Consider the following 20,512-nt stretch of genomic DNA (forward strand, 5'->3'; position numbering starts at 1 on the left):
CGGTGCGTCGTCAGCAAGCTCCCGCGCAACCGCGGACGCTGTGGAACCAGAGACCGCCCTGATTTTCGCAGGCGTCGCGCTCGAGCTTGATCGTACAGCAGCGCTTCGCCGAGCCGCCGCAGACCTGCTCGACGGGTCCGCTCCGAAGACAGCAGACCTCGGTGTCCTCGTCGAGCGGCACGTCCATCTTGGGCTTCTCGGGCGCCGACGGCAGCGAGACCGAGGGCGGCGCAGGCGCCTCGAGGGAGGGAACCTCGGGCGTCTGGGGAAGCTGCGGAAGCTCGACCTTCGGCGCCTGGGGCGCATCCGGCAGGCCGATGAGCTGGCAACCCAGGGGGCCTCCCGCGAGGGCGACCAGGACGAAGGGCACGCAGAGGGCGGCGAGATGGCGGAGCGGCTTCACGATCCCCTTGCATCGCCGAGGGACGGGCACCTCGGCCGACAGTTCAGGTCAACGTGTGTCTCACGAACACGCGCCCGTGGCAAGATCCCAGCTCTTCCCCCGGAGAGCGCGGGACATTAGGGTCGCCGGATGCCCGCCTGGACCCTGCCCGCCATCGTCGCGGCATGCTTCTTCGGCCTGCACTACCTCGCCCTGCGCGCGTCGAGCGGACGTATCGGCGACGCCCTCGGCGCGCTCTGCCTCGAAGGGACCGCGGCGCTCGGGATCCTCGCGTTTCTCGTCGTGCGCCGCGAGGCCGAGAGCACGCCCACGAGCACGCCCGGCGTCGTGTGGGCATGCCTCGCGGGCCTGTGCATCAGCGTCGCGACGACGCTGCTCTTTACGGCCCTGCGCCTCGGCGGCCCGGTCGCCGCGACGGGCACGCTCGCGCTCGGCGGCGGCGTGGTCCTCTCGGCCGCCGTCGCCCCGCTCATCTTCGGCGAGGGTTTTACATTGCGGCGCGCGCTCGGCGTCGCGCTCGGCGTGATCGCGATGGTCCTGCTCGCGACCCCTTCCGGTGCGAAGGAAGCGCCCCAAGGTGCAGGCGGGGAGGAGGGTTCACCCATGCCGATCGACGATCGCCACACGGCCGAGTCCGGCCACGATCCCAAGCGAGTGGTGGGCGTGCGCCAGCGCGAGATGCAACACGTGGAGGTCGAGCGCGAGCGGGAGCGCCAGCGCGCCGAGCCCACGATCGACGAGCTCGTCGAGGAGAACGACCCTCGTTCGAGCGCCGAGGAGTCGGAGGAGCTCTAGCCTCCGGGACCGTTGCCAGCGGGCGCGCGGAATGCCATGGGGGAAGGCATGACGTCCGCACCGCTCGCTTCCCCGGCGCCCGCGCGCTCGCTCGCGCCGCGGGAGCACGGCGCGTACGGTCAGCTCGGCATGCCGCTCGTGGCGGCGCTCGCGCTCGGCCGGCCGGGGATGGCCGCGTTTGGCCTGACGATCGCGTGGGTCGCGGCGTTCCTCGCGCACGAGCCGGTGCTCGTCCTGCTCGGTCAGCGGGGCAAGAAGGCCCGCGCGCAGGACGGCCCGCGCGCGGCGCGTCGGCTCGCGTGGCTCGGCGCGGCGATGGCGCTCTTCGGCGGGGTCTTTTTGGTTCTCGCGCCGCCTCCCGCGAGGCTCGCGCTCGTCCCGCCGGTGGTGCTCGGCCTCGTCGTGATGGCGTTCGTCTGGCGGAAGGAAGAAAAGACGGCGGCGGGCGAGATCATCGCGGCCGCGGCGCTCTCCGGCGCGGGTTTTCCGGTGGCGCTCGCGGGCGGGGCCCCGATGTCTTCTGCGGCGCTCGCCTGGGGCGTGTGGACGACGGCGTTCCTCGTGTCCACGCTCGCGGTGCGCGCCGTGATCGCGCGGGCGAAACACGAGGGAATGGCGCCGCTCGTCGCCGCGTACGTCGCGACGATCGGATTCGGCGCGGCGAGCGTGATCCTCGTGCTCCGGGGCGTGCTCCCGAACGCCGTGCCGATCGCGCTCGCGCCGTTCGTGCTTCTCTCGCTCGGGGTCTGCGTGTTTCCGGTGCACACCCGGGAGCTGCGCCGCATCGGGTGGGGGCTCATCGCGGCGAGCGTGGCGACGCTCGTCATCCTCGTCGCCACGCTGCGCGGGTCCTAGCTAGTTTTCCTGACAATCGAGCTTTTGCGTGCTGCACTGCGTGTCGATGCAGGCCTGGCAATCGGGTGTCGTCGCGGTGCCGGTGCAATGGGAGTTGTCCTGGCAAACGGACGCGCAGGCCGTCTGGCAGGCGCATTGTTTGAGCTCCAGGAACGCGGTGTGGGCCGCGCCCTCGCAAACGTCGACCTCCGTGGTCCCCAGCGTGCCCATGCCCTGCGCGCACGAGATGCACTTGGTCGCGCCGTCGCCCGCGTCCTCGGTCTCCTCCCAGGCATTGCCGTCGACGCCGTCGCAGTTCTGATCGATCCCGTCGCCCTTGGGATCCTCGAGCTGCTCGGGATGGATGTCCTTGTTCGTGTCGTCGCAATCGTACGTCGGGCAAAACCCGTCGCCGTCCTTGTCATCGGCCGGATCACACGGGGGCAGGCCATAACAGGCCATGAGCGTGACGGCCATCGCGCCGCCCGTCGCCAGGGCGACGAGGCTCTTTCCGAAGCCCGCGAGCGCCGCGGGCGCCTTCTCCGCGGGCGCGGTCGCGCCACAGTGAGGACAGCTCGGAGCCGATCCGGGGACGAAACCTTCACACGATACGCAAGTCTTCAGCATGCATCGGTCCTTTCGGGGTGTGGACAACGTCTCGGCGCCGCCGCGAGCAAAAGCTGGGCCGCGCCTGGACGGATCCAGAAACCCCGAAAGAGCATCCCGGAACGGAAAGCCACGGAACGCGAGGCATGACGAGGCTGTCACGGGTATCCGTCGCCGCTGCATGATCGCGCAACGGCTTGCGCGTGTCGGCGCGTGGTGGTCTTCCCGCGTCATGCGGATCACGCCAAAATCATGAGGATTGCGCAAAGGCACGCCGGTTGCCCATGGCGCGAGCATGGCCTGGCGGGCGCTTGGGGGGCCCCACCGTGGATCCAACGGGAGACATCCATGGAGACGATGCGCGCGATTCGAATGCACGAGTACGGCGGCCCGGGCGTCCTGCGCCTGGAGGAGGTCAGGCGCCCCGAGCCGGGCCGCGGCGAGATCCTCGTCCGCGTCCATGCGGCGGGCGTCAATCCGGTCGACGGGAAGACGCGCAGCGGGCGCGGCGCGGCGGGCAGGATCACCCGTCCCTTCCCGATCATCCTCGGCTGGGATTTTTCGGGCACGGTCGAGGCGCTCGGCGAAGGGGTCACCGAATTCGCGCCCGGCGCCGAGGTCTACGGCATGGTGCGTATCCCCGACGAGGGGACGTATGCCGAGTACGTCGTCGTGCCCGTCGAGCACGCGGCCCCGAAGCCGAAGACCCTCGGCCACGAGGAGGCGGCCGCGGTCCCGCTGGTCGCGCTGACGGCGCACCAGGCCCTGTTTGGCGCGGCGAACCTGTCGCCCGGCCAAACCGTCCTCATTCATGCGGGGGCGGGCGGCGTCGGGCACGTCGCCGTGCAGTTCGCCCGTGGCTGCCGCGTCCTCGCGACCGCGTCGGCGAGGAACCACGATTTCGTGCGGTCGCTCGGCGCGGCGCAGGTCATCGATTATGAAAACGAGCGATTCGAGGAGCGGGTGCGCGGCGCGGACGTCGTGCTCGACACGGTCGGCGGCGAGGTACAGATACGCTCGTTCTCCGTCTTGAAGTGGGGCGGGACGCTGGTTTCGATCCGGAGCACGCCGAGCGCGGCGATCGCGGAGCAGCGCGGCGTCCGGGCGAAATCGGTCTTCGTGCAGCCGAATGGTGAACAGCTCCGCAGGCTCGCCGCGCGGATCGACGCCCGCGAGGTCCGCCCGAGGGTCACATGTGTCCTCTCGCTCGCGGACGCGGGGCTCGCGCAATCGCTCGTCGAGCAGGGTCATACACGAGGCAAGATCGTGCTCCGCGTGGCCGAAACGGGAGGGAGGTGAGAATGGATCCGTGACGGCCATCGCAGCGCGGTGCACCTCCCGCACGCGCGCCTCCCATGGTACAATGGGCGCCATGTCCCTCCGCCGCGTCCCCGTGCTCCCGGACGACCTTCATCCCGCGTATGTCGTCTGGGAGCTGACGCTCCGCTGCGATCAGCCCTGCGCCCATTGCGGATCCCGCGCCGGAGGGCCGCGGACGACCGAGCTCGGGACCGAGGAGGCGCTCGGCGTCGTCCAGCAATTGAAGGAGCGTCGCGCGCGGGAAGTCGTGCTCATCGGCGGCGAGGCCTACCTGCACGAAGGGTTTCTCGAAATCGTCCGGGCCCTGAAAGCGGCCGGGATCCGGCCGACCATGACCACGGGCGGCCGCGGGATCGACGCGGCGCTCGCGCGGGACATGAAAATCGCGGGGCTGCACAGCGTCTCGGTGAGCGTCGACGGGCTCGCCCGCACACATGATCTCATTCGCCGGGCGAAATCGAGCTTCGAGAGCGCCACGCGCGCGATCGGCCACCTGCGCGAGGCGGGCCTGCTCGTCGCGGCGAACACGAACGTGAACCGCGTCAATCGGGGCGACCTCGAAGCGCTCTACGAGCACCTGCGCGGGCTCGGCATCGTCGCATGGCAGGTCCAGATCACGGCCGCCCTCGGCCGCGCCGCCGATCGCCCGGACATGCTGCTCCAGCCCTACGACCTGCTCGATGTCGTGCCGCGCGTCGCCGCGCTGAAGCGCCGCGCCTTCCGCGACGGCATCACGCTGATGCCCGGCAACAACCTCGGATACTTCGGCCCGGAGGAGGCGCTTTTGCGCTCCGTCAAAGAAGGCGGGCGCGACCATTTCGTGGGCTGTCAGGCGGGAAAACGCGTCCTCGGCATCGAATCGGACGGCGCGGTGAAGGGTTGTCCCTCGCTGCAAAGCCATCCCTACGTCGGCGGCTCGTTACGCGAGCAGAGCCTCGGCACGATCTGGGACGAGGCCCCGGCCCTCGCGTTCGCGCGAAACCGCACCCCGGACGACCTCTGGGGCTTCTGCCGCTCCTGCCCGTTCGCTGAGGTCTGCATGGGCGGCTGCACGTTCACGGCGCACGCGCTCTTCGGCCGGCCCGGGAACAACCCGTATTGCCATTTCCGCGCGCGCACGCTCGCCGCCGAGGGCAAACGCGAGCGGCTCGTCCCCGCCGCGGCGGCCGAGGGCAAACCCTTCGATCATGGCCTGTTCGAGCTCGTCGTCGAGCCGCTCGACGCCCTCGAACCGGCGCCGCTCGGCCCGGCGGAGAGCCTCGTTCAGATCACGCGGCGGAAGTGACGTTCTGCCCCTCGCAGCCCGGCCAGGGCTCGGCGCGTGTGCACACCCGGCCGAGGGGGGTCTCCGGTCCACCGTTCCAGACCTTAGGGATCTCCTGCGCCGGATCTCCTTTTGTATGTGCGGTGCAGGGTTGCTCCTCGATCACCGGAGGCGAGATGGTGATCGACCGGACGCACGGCGCGCCGCCGCAGAGCGTGGCGGAGGGGATCGCCTTCTCCTGATTGCAGGTGCCGTCCCAGTTTGTCGGCGGGTTGAAGTTTGTCTTGACACCACCCCCGGGATCATCACAGCCGGCGGAGCTGACGGTCCACGTCTCCGGTAGCAAACACGTCCCTTCGGGCTCGTCGCACGAGCACTCCCCACAAGGAAGAGGAGGAGGCGCCGGCGTGCCCTCGAACGCGAGAATCGGCATTTCGTCCGGGCACGGCGGCGGATCGCGCCAGTCCGAGAAGAAGGCCACGAGCATCCACTCTTCCGGGGACTCGTCCACGCATGCGCCGCCGCCCGGGCAGAGCGACGACATCCCCCCATCGGCATCCCCGCCATCCGCGCCCCCGTCGAAGCACTTGGGCGGCAGCGGAGGCGGGCCGTCACACGCGTTCGGGCAGTCCCACGGGATGGGCTCCGGGCCGTTCGGGCACGATTCGGGCCACGGACACGGGCAGCATTCGTTCCGCGGGAGTCCAGGCGGGCAGTCGCCGCCGACATCGGCGCCGCGATAACCGCAAGCTCCCCCGAGGAAGATCGCCGCCCCCCACCCCGCCGCGATCACGAGCATCGTACCCACTGCCCTGCGCATGGTGCGATCCTATCTCCTGCCCGGCTTCTCACGCAAGAACGCAGACAAACCAGGAGACCCAGCCTCGACGCGCGGAAAAAGGGGGAGGCCGACGCGACATGCTGCAAGGAAACCCGGCCAGGGCGCAGAATCTGCGCCGGCCTCCCGAGGACACTTCTTACCAAGGACAATCCCGGGGGTCAAGCTCCGGGACAAACTTTTGGTTCCGGGACGAACGCGGGGGCTATGGGAGCAACGTGACGCGTTCATGGTGCCGCGATGCCGAGCGTGAACCCGGTGATGGGGATGAGAAGGAGCGCTCGCGTCGCTTTGCCGATATTCGACAAATGAGAGACGAACGTGGAGCGGTCGCTACCGGATGAGCTCCAGATTTCCTTTAGGATGATTGGGCTTCTTGTACATGGCCCTGAATGTCGCAGACCGCTCGTTGACGATACTTTCGAGGCAATCGTAAGTGTCGTCGATCCCCACACCCCGACCCCGCCATCCCCCTCCGCCACCACCACCTCGGCCTCGATGACCCCGACCTCGGCTTCCCGCACCGCGCCATCGGGATGCCGCAACCCGCCTCGGGATGCGCAGACCTCGACCTCGGCCCCCACCATCCCGACCGCAGGCTCCATCCTCACGCCCTCGTGACCACACACCCCGCCTACGGGCCCTGGCGCCCCGCCCTCGCAGCGCCGCACCCCGACCGCGGGCTCCCGCCTCCCGACCGCGCCATCGACGAACCGCGCCCGGGTTCCCAGCATCCCGACCTCGGCCTCCGTCAGCCCGACCTCGGCTTCCTGCTTCGTCCTTGACAGATCCGGCACGCTGTTGGTTACCTTCCTGCGCGCAACCACCAAGGAGACCACCATGGCACGCATCGAAGGGCCCCCCTACACGGGGGATTTGGCCATCGACCTGACCGACCAGAAACATCTCCTCGTCGATCTCCCGCCGAACGCTCTCAAAGGCGCGCGGGGCGAGCAGGAGGGCATCAACCCCGTGCTCGACGAGCTGGCGCACGCAATGCCCAAATACGGCGACGAAGCCGAGATTCACCCGAGCGCGTACACCCGCGTCCTCGACGCGACGGTCGGGATCGCCGTGCTCCGCAAGCAGGAGGAAAAACTCCTCAAAGCCCTGGAAGTCGTGCGCGAGTCGCGAGGCCGGCTGGAAAACAACCGCGAAGAAGACCTGAGCGAAATCGGGGGGAAGGCCGCGGACAAAGGCACGCGGGGGAAGAAACCGGACCTCTTGGCCCATTTCGAGAAGACCATCGAATATCGGTCGAGGATCGCCACGAAAGCCGCCGCGACGCGAAAAAAGAACGAGGAAGGCGCGGAAGCGAGCAAGGGCGCGCCATCAAAGGGCACGAGCGAGGACGTGGGCGGGTAGACGGCGCACCGCATTCGCAGGCTGCCAAACCGGGCTTTCGTGTTCCCTTCGCAAGAGGGGAGCACGAAGTTCGCGTCCGCCAGCACGAATTCAGCGCGCAATGATGAACGTTGACTTCTCTGGAATTTCGACCTACCTGGGGCCGGGGGTGGAACTGGGGGTCGTAGCACCCATTCAATACACGCGAGCCCCCGCGAAAGGAAACGTCATGGCCTACTTTGCATTCAACCAACCTTCTTCGCCAGGGGTGGAGTTCATCTTCGAGCTCACCGATGAAAACCAGATCGCCAAGGCGCGCCGGATCATCTCTGGAGAGGAAAAGGACGAGGTGCATGTCCATGGGCGGATCGTAAAGAGAACCGCGCCCTACAACCCGAAGTTTTCGTTTCACCTCGATCCCAGCACGATCAGCTTCTTCACGATGGCGATCGAAGTATGTGATGCCAACATGTTGTATGTCGACGAGCACCTCGATGAAGCTTGCGGCGCGTTCCTTCCGGGCTGTCATTGGTGCCCGTGGGACTCCAGGGTGACGCGAGAAGTGACGCCGTAGGCTCGACGAATGGAGGTGCGAGACCTCGCTCGCACCTCGACGCTCGCGGCGAAATCAGCCGTATAGCTCCCTGAGCAGCGTATACGAGCGCTTGCGCGCCTCCGCATCCGGCACCACGCATAACACCATCAGCTCGTCGGCGCGGGTGGCATCGAGGAGCTTTTCGAGCTGCTCACGCACGGACGCCGGGCCGCCGACGATGTTCTGCGCGAGCCATTTCTCGGCGAAAGCGCGCTCCTCCGGCGCCCACGGATACGTCTCCGCCTCCTCGATCGTCGGATAAGGTTCGCGTTTGCCCTGGCGCACGCGCAGGAATGCAAGCGCGCTCGGGAGCGCGAGGCGCCGCGCCTCGGCGTCCGTCTCGGCGACGATCGCAATGACGCCGATCATCGCTTCGGGCTGGGAGAGCACGGCGGACGGGCTGAACGTCTTTCGGTAGAGCTCGAGGGCCGGCAGCGTGTTGGCCGGACTGAAATGGTGGGCGAACGCGAAGGGCAAGCCGCGCCGGCCGGCGACCTTGGCGCTGTAGCCGCTCGATCCGAGCAGCCAGATCGGCGGTTCATGGCCGAGCGCCGGGACGGCGCGAATGCCATGGTAGGCGTGATCCTCGCCGAAATTGCCGCGGAAGAACCCATAGAGCTCGTCGAGCATCGCGGGGAGGCCGTCGCCCGTCGTCGGATCGTCGCGGCCGAGCGCCGACGCCGTGAGCGGGTCCGTGCCCGGGGCGCGGCCAATGCCGAGGTCGATGCGGCCGGGGAAGAGCGCTTCGAGCGTGCCGAATTGCTCCGCAATGGCGAGCGGCGCGTGGTTGGGGAGCATCACGCCGCCGGAGCCGACGCGAATCGTCGACGTCGCGGCGGCGATCCGGGCAATCAACACCGCAGGCGCCGCCGACGCAATGCCCGGCATGGCATGATGCTCGGCGAACCAGTGCCGCTGGTATCCGAGCGCCTCGACGTGGCGTGACAGATCGATGCTCTCGGCAAAGGCCTCGCTCGCGTTGGATCCACGCCGAACGGGCGCCAGATCGAGCACGGAAAGCGGAATTCCCATCATTCCACCGCAATCATCACGGCAAGGGCGGCGGCACCAGCGGCACGAGCGCGCGCAGTTCGTCCTCAATGAACATTTCGAGGCCCCGCCGCGCCTCCCTCCCCGCCCCCTCGTCGCCGAGGTCCGCGGCCACCGCGTCGTGCCGCAAGGCGAGCTCGCTCCTCCGCACGTACGAAGGATCCGACCGCAGCGCCGCGGCCCACGAAAGCGCGAGCGCCGCCTCGCGTTGCTTCTTGTCGAGTGAATGCTTCTTCGTCAGCACCACCTTGCCGCCCACGTTCACCGCCGTGATCGCCTCGGTCCGGTGGTTCATCGGGAGCGTCAGCCGCGCCGCCGCGACCGCGAGCTCGTCGCTCGACTCCTTCTCGCCCTCCAGCACGTACCGAATCGCGTCCACGCAGGGCGCGCCGAACGCCCGCGCCGCCTCGATGCGCTGCCGCGCCTCCCCGTGCGCCGCCGTGACCTCCTCGGCCGGCAGGGACGTCTTTTTCCCGATCACCAGCACCGCCTGCTCCTCGCGCGGGTCGACGCCCTCCAGCATCGCCGCGTAAAACGCGCCCCGGAGCACGGCGCGCGCGATCTTCGGCGGCAGCCCCTCCGGCACTTCGAGCACCTCGGCCCGCACGGGCTCCTCCTTCGCGAGCGCCCGCTCGTCCTCCTCCGGCAAACCGAGCGACGCGATGAAGCAGCCCCGCTGCGACTTCGCCTCCATCTGGAACGTCCCCGTCGCCCCGAGCACCGCCGCGAGCGCGCGCGCCGCGAACCCCCCGAACGCCTTCACCCGCGCGATGTCCTTCTCGCTCGGCTTCGTCGTGAAGAGCGAACGCACGCCGCGCGCGCCGCCTTCGAGCGAGATCCCCTCGTCGATCACGTCTGCCATCGCGAGCCAGCGCGGCGGCTGGATCGGGGCGATCGCCGCCGCCATCCGCACGACCCACGTGTCCCACGCGCCGAGGTGCTCGGGCGGCGCCCCGCGCGCGGCCGCCTGAAGCACGGGCGCGCGGCGCTTCGCGAGCGCACGCAGGGTGCCGTCGTCGAGGCGGGCGGTCGAGGCAATCGTAAAAAACGCGTCGTCGCAAAGGCTGCGCGCAGCGTTCACCAGGCAGATGTTCGGCGGAAGGGCCACGGCCGGGGTTTTATCAGAAGGACCGCGCCTTCGAAAGATGAAGCACGCGCCGGATCGCATGCCGGAGGCCGTCGCCCAGCGTCGCGAAGGTCCGCGCGCCCGGGAAGAGCTCGCCGATCTCCACGAACGTGCGCGCCGCGTCGCCGCGCACCCCGACCAGCATGCCCTCGGCCCCCACGAGCCCCGTCGCGCGCATCATCGCGCCGAGCACCCCCGCCGCGTGCGCGTCCACCACGCTGAGCCCCGTCACGTCGATGAGCACGACGCGCGCCTGATGCGTCCCGATCGCGTGGAGCAGCACGCTCTTCGCGTGCTCGGCCCGCTCGGGCGAGATCTCGCCGACGAGCGGCAGGAGCAGGACCCCGTCCCACACAGGGAGGACCGGCGAGGAGAGCGCGTGCAGCATGCTCCGCTGGGCGTCGATCGTGGCGAGCTTGTCGTCGAGCTCGGCGCGCTTCTCCCCGAGCTCGGCCTCGAGCTCGCGCTTGCGCGCCACCACCGAGCCCACGAGCTTCTCGCCGTACACGTCCGAGAGCTCGAAGATGGCCTCGTAATAGACGTCCTCGACGAGCCCGAGCGCGGCGAGCGCCTCGCGCGCGGGCCAGCGCTCCTCCGTGATCACGACCGCGACGCCGCGCTTGAACGAGAGAAACCCGCGGAGCAGCGTGGAGACGCGGAACTCGCTCGCCGCGCGCAGGCTCGTCACGTAATCGATGAACGCGCGCAGCGGCGCCCGATCACCCGACGCGAGGACGGCGAGGTTCGTCGTGATCACCCGGTCGACGAGGCTCTGCGTCTCCTCGCGTGGCCTCCTGCCCTGGAGGTCCGGCGCGAGCGCGAAGACCCAGTCCGTGCCGCGCTCCAGCACGTCGTCCCTGCGTCGCGCGAGCAGACCGAGCAGCGCCGCGAGCCCCGGCGTCTCCCTCGTCGCGCCCGGACGCGCCCGGATCGGCCCCGCGCGGCGCCTTTGCACGCCGGCGAGGAGCCGCGTCCGGACGCGACGCGAGCGGCTCACGGCCGGCGCGCGGAGAAGAAGGCTTGCAACAAGGCAGCCGTCTCCCGCGGACGCTCGACCTGCACGTAGTGGCCCGGCCCGGGCAAGTACGCGAAGCGCGCGCCGCGGACCTTCGCGACGATCTCGCCGCGCAGCGCCGCGGGCGGGAGGAAGGGATCGTCGGTGCCGACGACGAGGAGCGGGGCCTTGATGTTCCCGAGCGCATCGGCAAACCCGCCCGTCCGCCAGACGTCGAACGAGAGCCGCACGGCCTCGGGCAGGGTGCGGGCGCCGTCGTCGAGCAACCGCTCGAGCGAGGCCGGCGAGAGCTCCTTGCAGGCGAGGCCGAGGATCGTGCGCTGCGCGTCGCGGTTGCCGCCGGCGCTCGAGAAGAGGCCGATCGCCTCGGGGGGCAGGGGCGCGCCGCTCGCGGGCACCGGGCAGAGCAGCACCACGCCGTTCACCCGGTCCGGATGATAGGCCGCGAGCCACTGGGCGATCTGGCCGCCCATGCTGTGCCCGACGACGGTGAACGACTTGATCCCCTCGGCGTCGGCGATCGCGAGGATATCGTCGGCATAACGCTGGATCGAGTAGCCCGCCTCGGGTTTGTCCGATTGCCCCGCGCCGCGCAGGTCGGGCACGAGGATGCGCAGGCCGTCGCGATCGAGGTGCTCGAGCAGGTCGTCGTGGACCGCGCCCGAGACCATCCACCCGTGGACGAGGAACACCACCTCGGGGCCTTCCCCGAAGCTGCGGTAAGCAATCTTGATTCCGTCGTTCGCCTGCGTGACGTGCATGGATGCCCTCCTCTGGTCGGCAGACACCTTATGCACCCCTCTTCCGCGACTCAAGCACGAATACGCGTACCTTGGCGAAGAGCCCCACCAAGGAGCACGTCGTGCTCCGCGTCAGAACACCCGGTTCAAGCCGTTCAGCGCCGCGACGCGGTACGCCTCGGCCATCGTCGGGTAGTTGAACGTCGTGTTCACGAAATACAGGAGGGTGTTGGCCTTGCCCTCCTGCGACATGATCGCCTGGCCGATGTGGATGATCTCGCTCGCGTTGTCGCCGAAGCAATGCACGCCGAGCAGCTCCAGCGTCTCGCGGTGGAACAGGATCTTGAGCATCCCCACGGTTCGCCCGGTGATCTGCGCGCGCGCGAGCGACTTGAACTGCGCGTGGCCGACCTCGTAGGGGATCCCCGCCTTCGTCAATTCGCGCTCCGTGCGGCCGACCGACGAGATCTCGGGCGAGGTATAGATGCCCGTCGGAATGTCCTCCACGAGCTTCGTTTCGAGCCGGCCTTCGACGAGGTGCGTCGCGGCGAAGCGGCCCTGATCATAGGCCGCGCTCGCGAGCGAGGGAAAACCCACCACGTCGCCGACCGCGTAGATGTGCGGCACGGCTGTCTGGTAGGCCTCGTTCACCTTGATGTTTCCGCGCGAATCGACGGGAATGCCGAGCGCTTCGAGCCCCATCCCATTCGAATTGCCCGTGCGCCCGTTCGCCCAGAGCAAGACGTCGGCCTTGATCTTCTTGCCGCTCTTCAGGTGCAGGACCACGCCGTCGTCCTGGCCCTCGACCTGCTCGTATTCCTCGTTGTGCCGGATCAAGCAGCCCATGTCGCGCAGGTGATACGCGAGCGCGTCCACGATCTCGTCGTCGAGGAACGACAGCAGTTTGTCGCGTGTATTGATGAGGTTCAGCTTGACGCCGAGCATGCGGAACATGCTGCCCCACTCGCATCCGATGACGCCCGCGCCATAGACGATCATCGACTGCGGCATCTCCTCCATCCGGAGGATCGTGTCGGAGTCGTAGATGCGCGGATGATCGAAATCGACGTCCGGCGGGTGATACGGCCGCGAGCCGCTCGCGATGATGAAAGCCTTCGCCGTGAGGATGTCGAGCGCCCCCTTCGGCTGCCCGACCTCCAGCGTGTTCGCGTCGAGGAAACGGGCGCGGCCCTCGACGACCTCGACCTTGTTCCGCTCGTAGAACGTCTGCCGCATGTCGGTCTGGCGCGCGATGACGCTGCTCGCCGTGCGGGTGAGGTCGCCGAACGAGGGCTGCGCGTCGGGGCTCGCCCGGAAACCCGGGACGTGGCGCATCTCCACGAAGCGCTGGATCGCGTGGCGAAGCGCCTTCGAGGGGATCGTGGCCGTGTGCGTGCAGGCGCCCCCGACCTCGTGGCGCATGTCCACCACGCAGACGCTCCGGCCCTCCTTGGCGCACTTCATGGCCGCCCCTTCCCCGCCGGGGCCGCTGCCGATCACGATGACGTCAAACGATCGCGAGCTCATCGGCGCGCACTGTACGTCGGGCCGGCAAAACTCGCAACGAAGCGGCCAGCCGCCGCGCGCCTTCAGAGCGCGACCACGGGATCACAGGCCAAACCGAGGAGCTCGCCCCGCACCTCGCCGACGAGATAAATCGACCCCGCCGCGACGATCAGGTCGGACGGCGCCGCCATTGCGAGCGCGCGCGTGATCGCGTCCCGCGGCTCGGGCGCCGGGACACCGGAAAAACGCGCTGCGAGCTCGCTCGCCTTCACCGGCGCGCGGCCCTTCGGCTCCGCATAAACGCGCCGATCGGCGAGCGGGGCCAGCACGTCGAGCATACCCATCCACGCCTTGTCCGCGAGCGCACCGAAGACGAGCACCACCCGCTCGGGCGGAATCGCGAGGGAGCGCACGTGCTCGGCGAGCGCGGCCGCGCCGTGCGGATTGTGCGCGCAATCGAGGAGAACGACCTTACCGTCCTTGTCGATCCGTTCGAGCCGCCCCGGCCATCGCGCCGCGGCGAGGCCGCGCTCCACGAGGCCCGGCAGCGCCTTGAAAGCGGGCATCGAGCTCACCGCGGTGAGCGCCGCCGCCACCGCCGCATTGCCGATTTGATGCGAACCGGCGACCCCGAGGTGTGTCTCGACGCACAGGCCCGGCAGCTCGATCCGCGCCCGTCCATCCGGGAGCGCCCGCGCCTCGAACACGATGACCCCGCCCGCATCCGAGGCCACCTCGCCCGGCCGCGCCACCCGGAGGATCGGCCGCGCGCCCACGTCCTTCGCCACCTCGAGCGCGGCTGCGAGCGCCTCGTCGTCGAGCGGCCCCAGCACGACCGGCACGTCCCGCCGAAACAGGCCCGCCTTGTCCCGCGCGATCGCCGCGTGCGTGTCGCCGAGCAGCGCCGTGTGGTCGAGGGCGACCGACGTGATGGCCGTTCCGAGCGGCCGTTCGAGCACGTTCGTCGCGTCGAGCCGCCCCCCGATCCCCACCTCGATCACGCCGACCTCGACGTCCGCCGCGTCGAACGCGACGAACGCCGCGAGCGTCATCGCCTCGAAAAACGTGACCCCCTCGGGCGCAACCGCGATCACTCGTTCGAGCGCGTCCGCGAGCTCGTCGTCGGAGATCGGCGCGCCGTTTACCCGGATCCGCTCGGCGAACCGGCAGAGGTGCGGCGAGGTGTAGAGCCCGGTCCGGAAGCCCGCCTCCCGCGCGATGGACTCCAGCATCGCGCTCGTCGAGCCCTTCCCGTTCGTCCCGGTGACGTGGAAAAACTGCCGCTTTTTCTCGGGGTTTCCCAGCGCCGCGAGCGCCGCGTGCATGCGGTCGAGCCCGAGCGACATGCCCCGGCCCGCGCGCCGCATGAGGTCGTCGACGAGAGGGATCAGGCGCGCAGATGTCATCCGATCAGCGTCAGCGTGGGGTCCGAGCGGCGCGGCCGTCCTGCAGATGATCGAGCAACACGCCGATCGTCTGCTTCATCTCGAGGCGTGAGACGATCGCGTCGATCATGCCGTGCTCCAGCAAGAACTCCGCCCGCTGGAAGCCGGGCGGCAAGGTCTGCCGGATCGTGTTTTCGATGACGCGCGGCCCCGCGAAGCCGATGAGGGCCTTCGGCTCGGCGATGTTGACGTCGCCGAGGAACGCAAAGCTCGCGGCCACGCCGCCCGTCGTCGGGTGCAGGAGAACCGAGACGAAGGGCAAACGGCGCTGCCGGAAGCGCTCGAGCGCCGCCACGCTCTTCGCCATCTGCATGAGCGAGAGGATGCCCTCCTGCATGCGCGCGCCGCCCGAGGCCGAGAGCAGCACCACGGGCAGCTCCTCCTCGGCCGCGCGCTCGAAGAGGCGCGTGATCTTCTCGCCCACGACCGAGCCCATGCTGCCGCCCATGAACGCGAAGACGAACGCGCCGTACCCGATCGGCCGGCCGCCGAGGCTCGCCTTGCCGATCTCGATGCCCTCGCGCGCGCCGGTCTTCTTCTGCGCGGCCGAGACGCGTTCCTTGTAGGTCCGGCCGTCGCTGAAGCGGAGCGGGTCGTCGGGCACGAGGTGCTCGTCCCATGCTTCGAGTCCGCCGTCGTCGCAGAGCAGCGCGCGCCAGCCGGCCGCGGCGAGCTTGTGGTGGTGTCCGCAGCGCGGGCAAACCTCGAAGCTCGCGGCGAGATCGTCGGCCGTGATGGTCTCGCCGCAGCCCTCGCAGCGCCGGAACACACCCGCGCCGATCGAACGCTTTTCCCCTGCCCCTGCGCTGGGCGGTGTTTTGTCTGGCCAGCTCATTGCGACGCCGCTACGCCCCCAAACCCCCACCGTCGAGCTCGATTTCCTTCACGTCGTGCGGAACCTTGAGGGTCGGCTCCGTCTTCTCCTGCACTTCACGCGCGGAAATCCCCGGCGCGAGTTCGCGCAGGACGAGCCCGTCGGGCGTCACGTCGATGACCGCGAGATCCGTGATGATCCGGTGCACCACGCCCCGCCCCGTGAGCGGCAGGCCGCACTGGCGCAGGATCTTGGGCGACCCGTTCTTCGCGGCGTGGTCCATGATCACGACGACGCGCCTGGCCGAGACGACGAGATCCATCGCGCCGCCCATGCCCTTCACCATCTTGCCCGGGATCATCCAGTTCGCGAGGTCGCCCTTCTCGGAGACCTCCATCGCGCCGAGGATCGCGAGGTCGATGTGGCCGCCGCGGATCATGGCGAAGCTCTCCGCGCTGGAGAACGTCGCGGAGCCGGGCATCATCGTGACCGTCTCCTTGCCCGCGTTGATGAGGTCCGGGTCCTCCTTGCCGGCCACCGGGTAGGGGCCGATGCCGAGCAGGCCATTTTCGCTCTGAAGCACGACGTCCATCCCTTTCGGGATGAAGTTCGCGACCAGGGTCGGCATGCCGATGCCGAGGTTCACGTAGAAGCCGTCACGGAGCTCTCCGGCCGCGCGGCGTGCGATCTGCTCTCGCGAAAGGCTCATCTTCCTACTTCGCTCCCTCGGGCTTCTGGACGGTCCTGCGCTCGATGCGTTTTTCGTACTTCGCGCCGACCACGACGCGGTGCACGTAGAGGCCGGGCGTGTGGATCGTGTCCGGATCGAGCGTGCCGACCTCCACGAGCTCCTCGACCTCGGCGATCGTCACCTTGGCGGCCGTCGCCATCATCGGGTTGAAGTTCATCGCCGTCTTGCGGTAGACGAGGTTTCCGTACCGGTCGCCCTTCCAGGCCTTCACGATCGCGAAGTCGCCCTGGATCGCAGGCTCGAGCACGTAATCCCGACCATTGAAGGAACGGATCTCCTTCTTCTCGGAGTACTTCTTCACCGAGCCGTCGGGGTTGTAGAGGACCGGCAGGCCGCCCTCGCTGATGGCCGTGTGCGCGCCCGTCGGCGTGTAGAACGCGGGAATGCCCGCGCCGCCGGCCCGGATGCGCTCGGCGAGCGTGCCTTGCGGCGTGAGCTCGACCTCGAGCTCGCCCGAGAGGTACTGCCGCTCGAACTCCTTGTTTTCGCCGACGTAGGACGAAATCATCTTCCGGATTTGCTTGTTCCGGAGGAGCACGCCGAGACCAAAATCGTCGACGCCGCAGTTGTTCGAGACGACGACGAGGTCCTTCGTGCCGAGCTCGCGCAGCGCGGCGATGCAGTTCTCGGGGATGCCGCAGAGGCCGAAGCCGCCCGCGAGGATCGTCGCGCCGTCGGGGATGTCCCGGCACGCGTCGAGGGCGCTCTGGTACACCTTGTTCATACGGCCGGGAGTGCTACCAGAGCCGCGCCCGGGTGGCCAGCGGGATCCCTCGAACTTGGCCACGCCTTTCGCCGAAGGTTATTCCCAGGGCCGTGCGTAGCCCCTTCCGCTCCCTCGCCGCCGCGCTCGCGATTGCGCTCTGCGGCACGCCCACGACGCCCGCCGAAGCCGCGCCGCCCGCGCCCGCCGCCCCCCAGGCCGCACGCACGGCAGCGCACAAACCCCAGGGGGCTTCGCGTCGCGCCAGGACCGAGCCCGCGGCCACGGCACGCCCGGGACGGGTGGGCAAGGTCGCGGCCCCGGAGAAGAAGCCCGAGCCGCCGCCGCGCGCCGATTCCGTCGGCCCGCCCAACGACGGCCGCCTCGAAGGGGGCATTCGGCTCGATACGACGAACAAGCCTTATCTGCGCGTCGTCCCGGCCTACAATTACAAGGACGCGGACACCCGCTGGGGCCTGCCCGCCCTCGTCCGCTCGATCGATCGCGCGGCGAAGGCCGTGCACAAGAAGCATCCGGGCGCCGTCCTCGGCGTCGGGGACCTCTCGCGCAAGAACGGCGGCGAGCTCGCGCACCACCACTCCCACGAGAGCGGCCGCGACGCGGATCTCGGGTTTTACCTGGTGAATGAAAAGGGACAGCCCGTGCTGCGCTCCTCGTTCGTGAAGGTCGACGAGAAGCTCACGGCCCCGAGCGTGCCGGGCAGCCGCTTCGACGTCGCGCGAAATTGGCTCTTCTTGCAGAACCTCTTGCTCGATCGCGAGGCGCGCGTGAGCCACATCTTCGTGGCCGAGCCGCTCAAGCACGCGCTGCTCACCCACGCCCGTTCGCGCGGCGTCGCGCGCGCCCTCTACGTGCGGGCCGCGCAGGTCATGATGCAGCCGACGGGGGGTTTGCCCCACGACGACCATTTCCACGTGCGTATCTCGTGCCCGCCGTCGATGACGAAGAGCTGCGTCGAGATCGCGAAGAACGCGCCGAGCAAGGCGCGGCTCAAGATGGCGAAGAAGGGCCGTCGCGGCGTGAAGACCCCGGAGCGCCGCGCGGCGCCCGCGGCCGCCGCCCCGGCCCCGCGCCGCACGGCCGAGGCCCGCATCGAGAATGGCGAGCGCTCGGGTGGCATTTATCTCTCCCGCGCCACGAAAGCGACGACGGGCCCGGACGTCCCGGTCTCGTTGTGGGCGCTCGCGGGCGCCTCGATCGGCCGCGGCGACGCGGCGCGGGCCGAGGCGACGAAGACGGACGACGGGCGTGACGAGGCCGCATCCGACACGGCCGACGTGAAGGACGCCGTCGACGAGGAAGGCGCGCCGCGCATCACGCGGTGACCGCGCGCCGAGGAGCTTCTTTCATGCGACAAGGTATTTTCCTGGCCGCGGCGCTGGGCGCGTTCGCCCTCGCGACCGCGTGTTCGAGCCCCGACGTGCAGCAGGGCGCCGGCGGCAACGGCGGCAACGGCGGCAATGGCGGCAATGGCGGCGGCGGGCCGGCCATGAGCCTGCTCGCCGCGGGCGTCGTGAGCAACGATTGCGCGCCGAACGACGGCCCCTGGCTCGTGTTCACGCTGGGAACGGCGTCGACGTGTGGCGAGACGGCGGGCTCCGAGCCCCAGCTTCACTTCGCGGTCTACCCTGGCACCACGTCCATGCTCACGCCGGGGCAATCGTGGACGTTCAACGGCGCCATGCCCACGAACGAGGTGCAGGCCTGGTGGTTCGCGGATGGCGTCGGCGGCAATACCGACGTGCCGAAGAGCGCCTCGGTCGAGGTCGTCACGGTCGGCGCGGACAAGGCCCATGTCAAATATGGGTTCGTCACGCCAAACGGAACCCATTATACCGGCCAGATGGACGTCTCGATCTGCACCACGATCCCCATGTGTGGATGAGCGCGGCGAGAGCGCGCGAAACAACAAAAGCGCCCGTTCGTTCACGCTCCCACGTTTCGCCCAAGACCTGGAAAAGGCCTGTTGCACCGAACAGGCGGTCGCTGGTAGGTTGACCGGTCATGTCGCCGGGTCGACTCAGCCCCTTTCCCAAGCGCAAGAGCAGCACGAAGATGCGTGCCCAGAGGTCGGGCTCGATCGCGCCGCCGCGCGCGAGCGTCCCGCCGCCGATGCTGGATCCGGCGAGCGAGCTGTCGGCCCTGCTCGGCGAGCTTTCCCCGCACGGCGTGGCCGCGCTCCTCGCCCACGCGCGCAAGCTGCGGGACGACGAGCGACGCCGCGGCGCGTCTCCGCCCCTCATCGTGCTCTCGCCGCGTGATTTCGCGGCCCGCGTGGTGCAAGCGGCGAACGACTTCTTCGTGGGTCGGGACGACGGCAAGGTGTTCATCGCCGCGCTCTTCCGATCGCTCGAGGAGCGCGGCGAGACGTCCGGGCTCGGGCTCGCCGAGTTCAAGAACCGGCTGCTCATGGCGCACCAGGCGGGCCTGCTCGTGCTGAGCCGTATCGAGCCGCACGAGCGCGCCGACGCCGCGACCGTCACCACCTCCGAGATTCGCCACCTCGGCGCCACGTTCCACCTCGTGCTCGTGCGTCGCCCCAGCCGGAAGGATTGAGGTAGACTCGGACGGCAATGGCGCGTCCCGTTGCCGAAAACAGCCCCGCTCCGCCGCCCGCCGCGCGCGCCGCGGCGCTCTTCGTGATCGGCGCGGTCGTCCTGTCCCTCCTGCTGATGGGCGCGGCCATGGCGCTCTATCCCGGCGGCACGTGGCTCGATCGCGCCTCCCCCGAGCACGACTTTTTCCGTAATTTCTTCTGCGACCTGACGGCCGAGCGCGCCCTCAATGGGCAGACGAACCCGGGCGCCGCGTTCGCCAAGGCCGGGATGATCCTCCTGTCCGCCGCCACGCTGCCGTTCTGGTTCCTCGTCACGCGGCTCTTTCCGGAGCGCGCGCGGCTCGCGGCCTTCGTGCGCTGGCTCGGGCTCGCCTCCGCGCTCGCGGCGATTGCGGTGCCGCTCGCGCCCTCGCAGCGTTATGGCTTGCTCCACCCGCTGCTCATCTTCGTCGCGGGCGTGCCGGGCCTCGTCGCGGGCGGCCTCGCCACGTTCGGGCTCTTCGCGACGAAACGTGCCGCCCGCGCGCCGGCGCGCCTCGCGGGCCTCACGGCGGGCCTCGCGGCGCTCGACGGCGCGCTGTATGCGGCGCACGTGGCGTCGGGCGTGGAGATCACCTCGGCGCTGCTCCCCACGCTGCAAAAGCTCGCCGCGCTCGCGCTCGTCGCGTGGATGGCCGCAGCGGCCGCGCACGCCGGTCTTCGCGATTAAGGTACTCCCCAGCCCGTCGACGCCGTCCACAGGACAAACCAATCCTGCAGGTCGAGATCGATCACGAGCGCGCTCG

Annotated in this window: 23 protein-coding genes; 10 read left to right on the top strand and 13 right to left on the bottom strand. The window is 69.4% G+C overall.

Going from position 1 to position 20,512, the window contains the following annotated elements:
- Nucleotides 1-10: 10 nt before the first annotated feature.
- A complete protein-coding gene (locus tag QHF85_RS10995; protein ID WP_281327078.1) occupies nt 11-403 on the bottom strand; it encodes a hypothetical protein in 393 nt (130 codons plus the stop codon).
- Nucleotides 404-532: 129 nt separating this feature from the next.
- Here QHF85_RS10995 and QHF85_RS11000 point away from each other — a divergent pair, with 129 nt between their 5' ends.
- Together QHF85_RS11000 and QHF85_RS11005 are read left to right on the top strand one after the other, a co-directional pair.
- Nucleotides 533-1,198, top strand: a complete 666-nt coding sequence (locus QHF85_RS11000) for a DMT family transporter (protein WP_281327079.1) — start codon at nt 533-535, stop codon at nt 1,196-1,198.
- 48 nt (nt 1,199-1,246) lie between these two features.
- The gene (locus QHF85_RS11005) at nt 1,247-2,053 is read left to right on the top strand and encodes a YwiC-like family protein (protein WP_281327080.1); all 807 of its coding nucleotides are present in this window, start codon (nt 1,247-1,249) and stop codon (nt 2,051-2,053) included.
- Here QHF85_RS11005 and QHF85_RS11010 read toward each other — a convergent pair whose 3' ends face one another.
- Nucleotides 2,054-2,659 (bottom strand): putative metal-binding motif-containing protein, encoded by a 606-nt coding sequence (locus QHF85_RS11010; RefSeq protein ID WP_281327081.1) that lies wholly within the window; start codon nt 2,657-2,659, stop codon nt 2,054-2,056.
- A 327-nt stretch (nt 2,660-2,986) separates the two neighbouring features.
- Between QHF85_RS11010 and QHF85_RS11015 the strand changes: the two genes are divergently transcribed.
- Both QHF85_RS11015 and QHF85_RS11020 read left to right on the top strand, forming a co-directional pair.
- Nucleotides 2,987-3,937: an NADP-dependent oxidoreductase gene (locus QHF85_RS11015; protein ID WP_281327082.1), complete on the top strand. Its 951-nt coding sequence runs from the start codon at nt 2,987-2,989 to the stop codon at nt 3,935-3,937.
- Between the two features lie 73 nt (nt 3,938-4,010).
- Entirely contained in the window at nt 4,011-5,243 is a 1,233-nt protein-coding gene (locus QHF85_RS11020; RefSeq protein ID WP_281327083.1) for a radical SAM protein, read from the top strand.
- On the opposite strand, the gene QHF85_RS11025 is transcribed toward QHF85_RS11020, so the two are convergent.
- Entirely contained in the window at nt 5,227-6,042 is an 816-nt protein-coding gene (locus QHF85_RS11025) for a hypothetical protein (protein WP_281327084.1), read from the bottom strand. The two genes, QHF85_RS11020 and QHF85_RS11025, sit on opposite strands and share 17 nt — an antisense overlap.
- Before the next feature lie 245 nt (nt 6,043-6,287).
- A complete protein-coding gene (locus QHF85_RS11030; RefSeq protein ID WP_281327186.1) occupies nt 6,288-6,911 on the bottom strand; it encodes a hypothetical protein in 624 nt (207 codons plus the stop codon).
- Between QHF85_RS11030 and QHF85_RS11035 the strand changes: the two genes are divergently transcribed.
- Both QHF85_RS11035 and QHF85_RS11040 read left to right on the top strand, forming a co-directional pair.
- On the top strand, nt 6,901-7,425 hold the full coding sequence (locus QHF85_RS11035) for a hypothetical protein (protein WP_281327085.1): 525 nt from the start codon (nt 6,901-6,903) through the stop codon (nt 7,423-7,425). The two genes, QHF85_RS11030 and QHF85_RS11035, sit on opposite strands and share 11 nt — an antisense overlap.
- A gap of 208 nt (nt 7,426-7,633) precedes the next feature.
- The gene (locus tag QHF85_RS11040) at nt 7,634-7,978 is read left to right on the top strand and encodes a hypothetical protein (protein WP_281327086.1); all 345 of its coding nucleotides are present in this window, start codon (nt 7,634-7,636) and stop codon (nt 7,976-7,978) included.
- Between the two features lie 54 nt (nt 7,979-8,032).
- Here QHF85_RS11040 and QHF85_RS11045 read toward each other — a convergent pair whose 3' ends face one another.
- From QHF85_RS11045 to QHF85_RS11085, 9 genes are all read right to left on the bottom strand, one after another.
- Nucleotides 8,033-9,034 (bottom strand): LLM class flavin-dependent oxidoreductase, encoded by a 1,002-nt coding sequence (locus QHF85_RS11045; RefSeq protein ID WP_281327087.1) that lies wholly within the window; start codon nt 9,032-9,034, stop codon nt 8,033-8,035.
- Between the two features lie 13 nt (nt 9,035-9,047).
- Entirely contained in the window at nt 9,048-10,157 is a 1,110-nt protein-coding gene (locus tag QHF85_RS11050; RefSeq protein ID WP_281327088.1) for a hypothetical protein, read from the bottom strand.
- A gap of 13 nt (nt 10,158-10,170) precedes the next feature.
- Nucleotides 10,171-11,172 carry an STAS domain-containing protein gene (locus tag QHF85_RS11055; RefSeq protein WP_281327089.1) on the bottom strand — a complete coding sequence of 334 codons (1,002 nt, stop codon included), beginning with the start codon at nt 11,170-11,172 and terminating at the stop codon, nt 10,171-10,173.
- Nucleotides 11,169-11,951: an alpha/beta fold hydrolase gene (locus tag QHF85_RS11060; RefSeq protein ID WP_281327090.1), complete on the bottom strand. Its 783-nt coding sequence runs from the start codon at nt 11,949-11,951 to the stop codon at nt 11,169-11,171. Before QHF85_RS11060 ends, QHF85_RS11055 begins: the two co-directional genes overlap by 4 nt.
- A 111-nt stretch (nt 11,952-12,062) precedes the next feature.
- On the bottom strand, nt 12,063-13,457 hold the full coding sequence (gene sthA, locus QHF85_RS11065) for a Si-specific NAD(P)(+) transhydrogenase (RefSeq protein WP_281327091.1): 1,395 nt from the start codon (nt 13,455-13,457) through the stop codon (nt 12,063-12,065).
- 62 nt (nt 13,458-13,519) lie between these two features.
- A complete protein-coding gene (locus QHF85_RS11070) occupies nt 13,520-14,842 on the bottom strand; it encodes a folylpolyglutamate synthase/dihydrofolate synthase family protein (protein WP_281327092.1) in 1,323 nt (440 codons plus the stop codon).
- Between the two features lie 10 nt (nt 14,843-14,852).
- Nucleotides 14,853-15,716 (bottom strand): acetyl-CoA carboxylase, carboxyltransferase subunit beta, encoded by an 864-nt coding sequence (gene accD, locus QHF85_RS11075; protein ID WP_281327093.1) that lies wholly within the window; start codon nt 15,714-15,716, stop codon nt 14,853-14,855.
- Nucleotides 15,717-15,726: 10 nt separating this feature from the next.
- Complete coding sequence (locus QHF85_RS11080) at nt 15,727-16,404, bottom strand: CoA transferase subunit B (protein ID WP_281327094.1); 678 nt, start codon at nt 16,402-16,404, stop codon at nt 15,727-15,729.
- Between the two features lie 4 nt (nt 16,405-16,408).
- Complete coding sequence (locus tag QHF85_RS11085) at nt 16,409-17,170, bottom strand: CoA transferase subunit A (RefSeq protein WP_281327095.1); 762 nt, start codon at nt 17,168-17,170, stop codon at nt 16,409-16,411.
- 92 nt (nt 17,171-17,262) lie between these two features.
- On the opposite strand from QHF85_RS11085, the gene QHF85_RS11090 reads away from it, so the two are divergent.
- From QHF85_RS11090 to QHF85_RS11105, 4 genes are all read left to right on the top strand, one after another.
- Complete coding sequence (locus tag QHF85_RS11090) at nt 17,263-18,495, top strand: penicillin-insensitive murein endopeptidase (RefSeq protein ID WP_281327096.1); 1,233 nt, start codon at nt 17,263-17,265, stop codon at nt 18,493-18,495.
- Between the two features lie 23 nt (nt 18,496-18,518).
- Nucleotides 18,519-19,055, top strand: a complete 537-nt coding sequence (locus QHF85_RS11095) for a hypothetical protein (protein WP_281327097.1) — start codon at nt 18,519-18,521, stop codon at nt 19,053-19,055.
- Between the two features lie 119 nt (nt 19,056-19,174).
- Nucleotides 19,175-19,726, top strand: a complete 552-nt coding sequence (locus QHF85_RS11100) for a hypothetical protein (protein WP_281327098.1) — start codon at nt 19,175-19,177, stop codon at nt 19,724-19,726.
- A gap of 17 nt (nt 19,727-19,743) precedes the next feature.
- The gene (locus tag QHF85_RS11105; protein WP_281327099.1) at nt 19,744-20,436 is read left to right on the top strand and encodes a hypothetical protein; all 693 of its coding nucleotides are present in this window, start codon (nt 19,744-19,746) and stop codon (nt 20,434-20,436) included.
- Nucleotides 20,437-20,512 lie beyond the last annotated feature (76 nt).

The organism is Polyangium sp. 6x1 (genome assembly GCF_029946515.1).
Classification (GTDB): Bacteria; Myxococcota_A; Polyangia; order Polyangiales; family Polyangiaceae; genus Polyangium.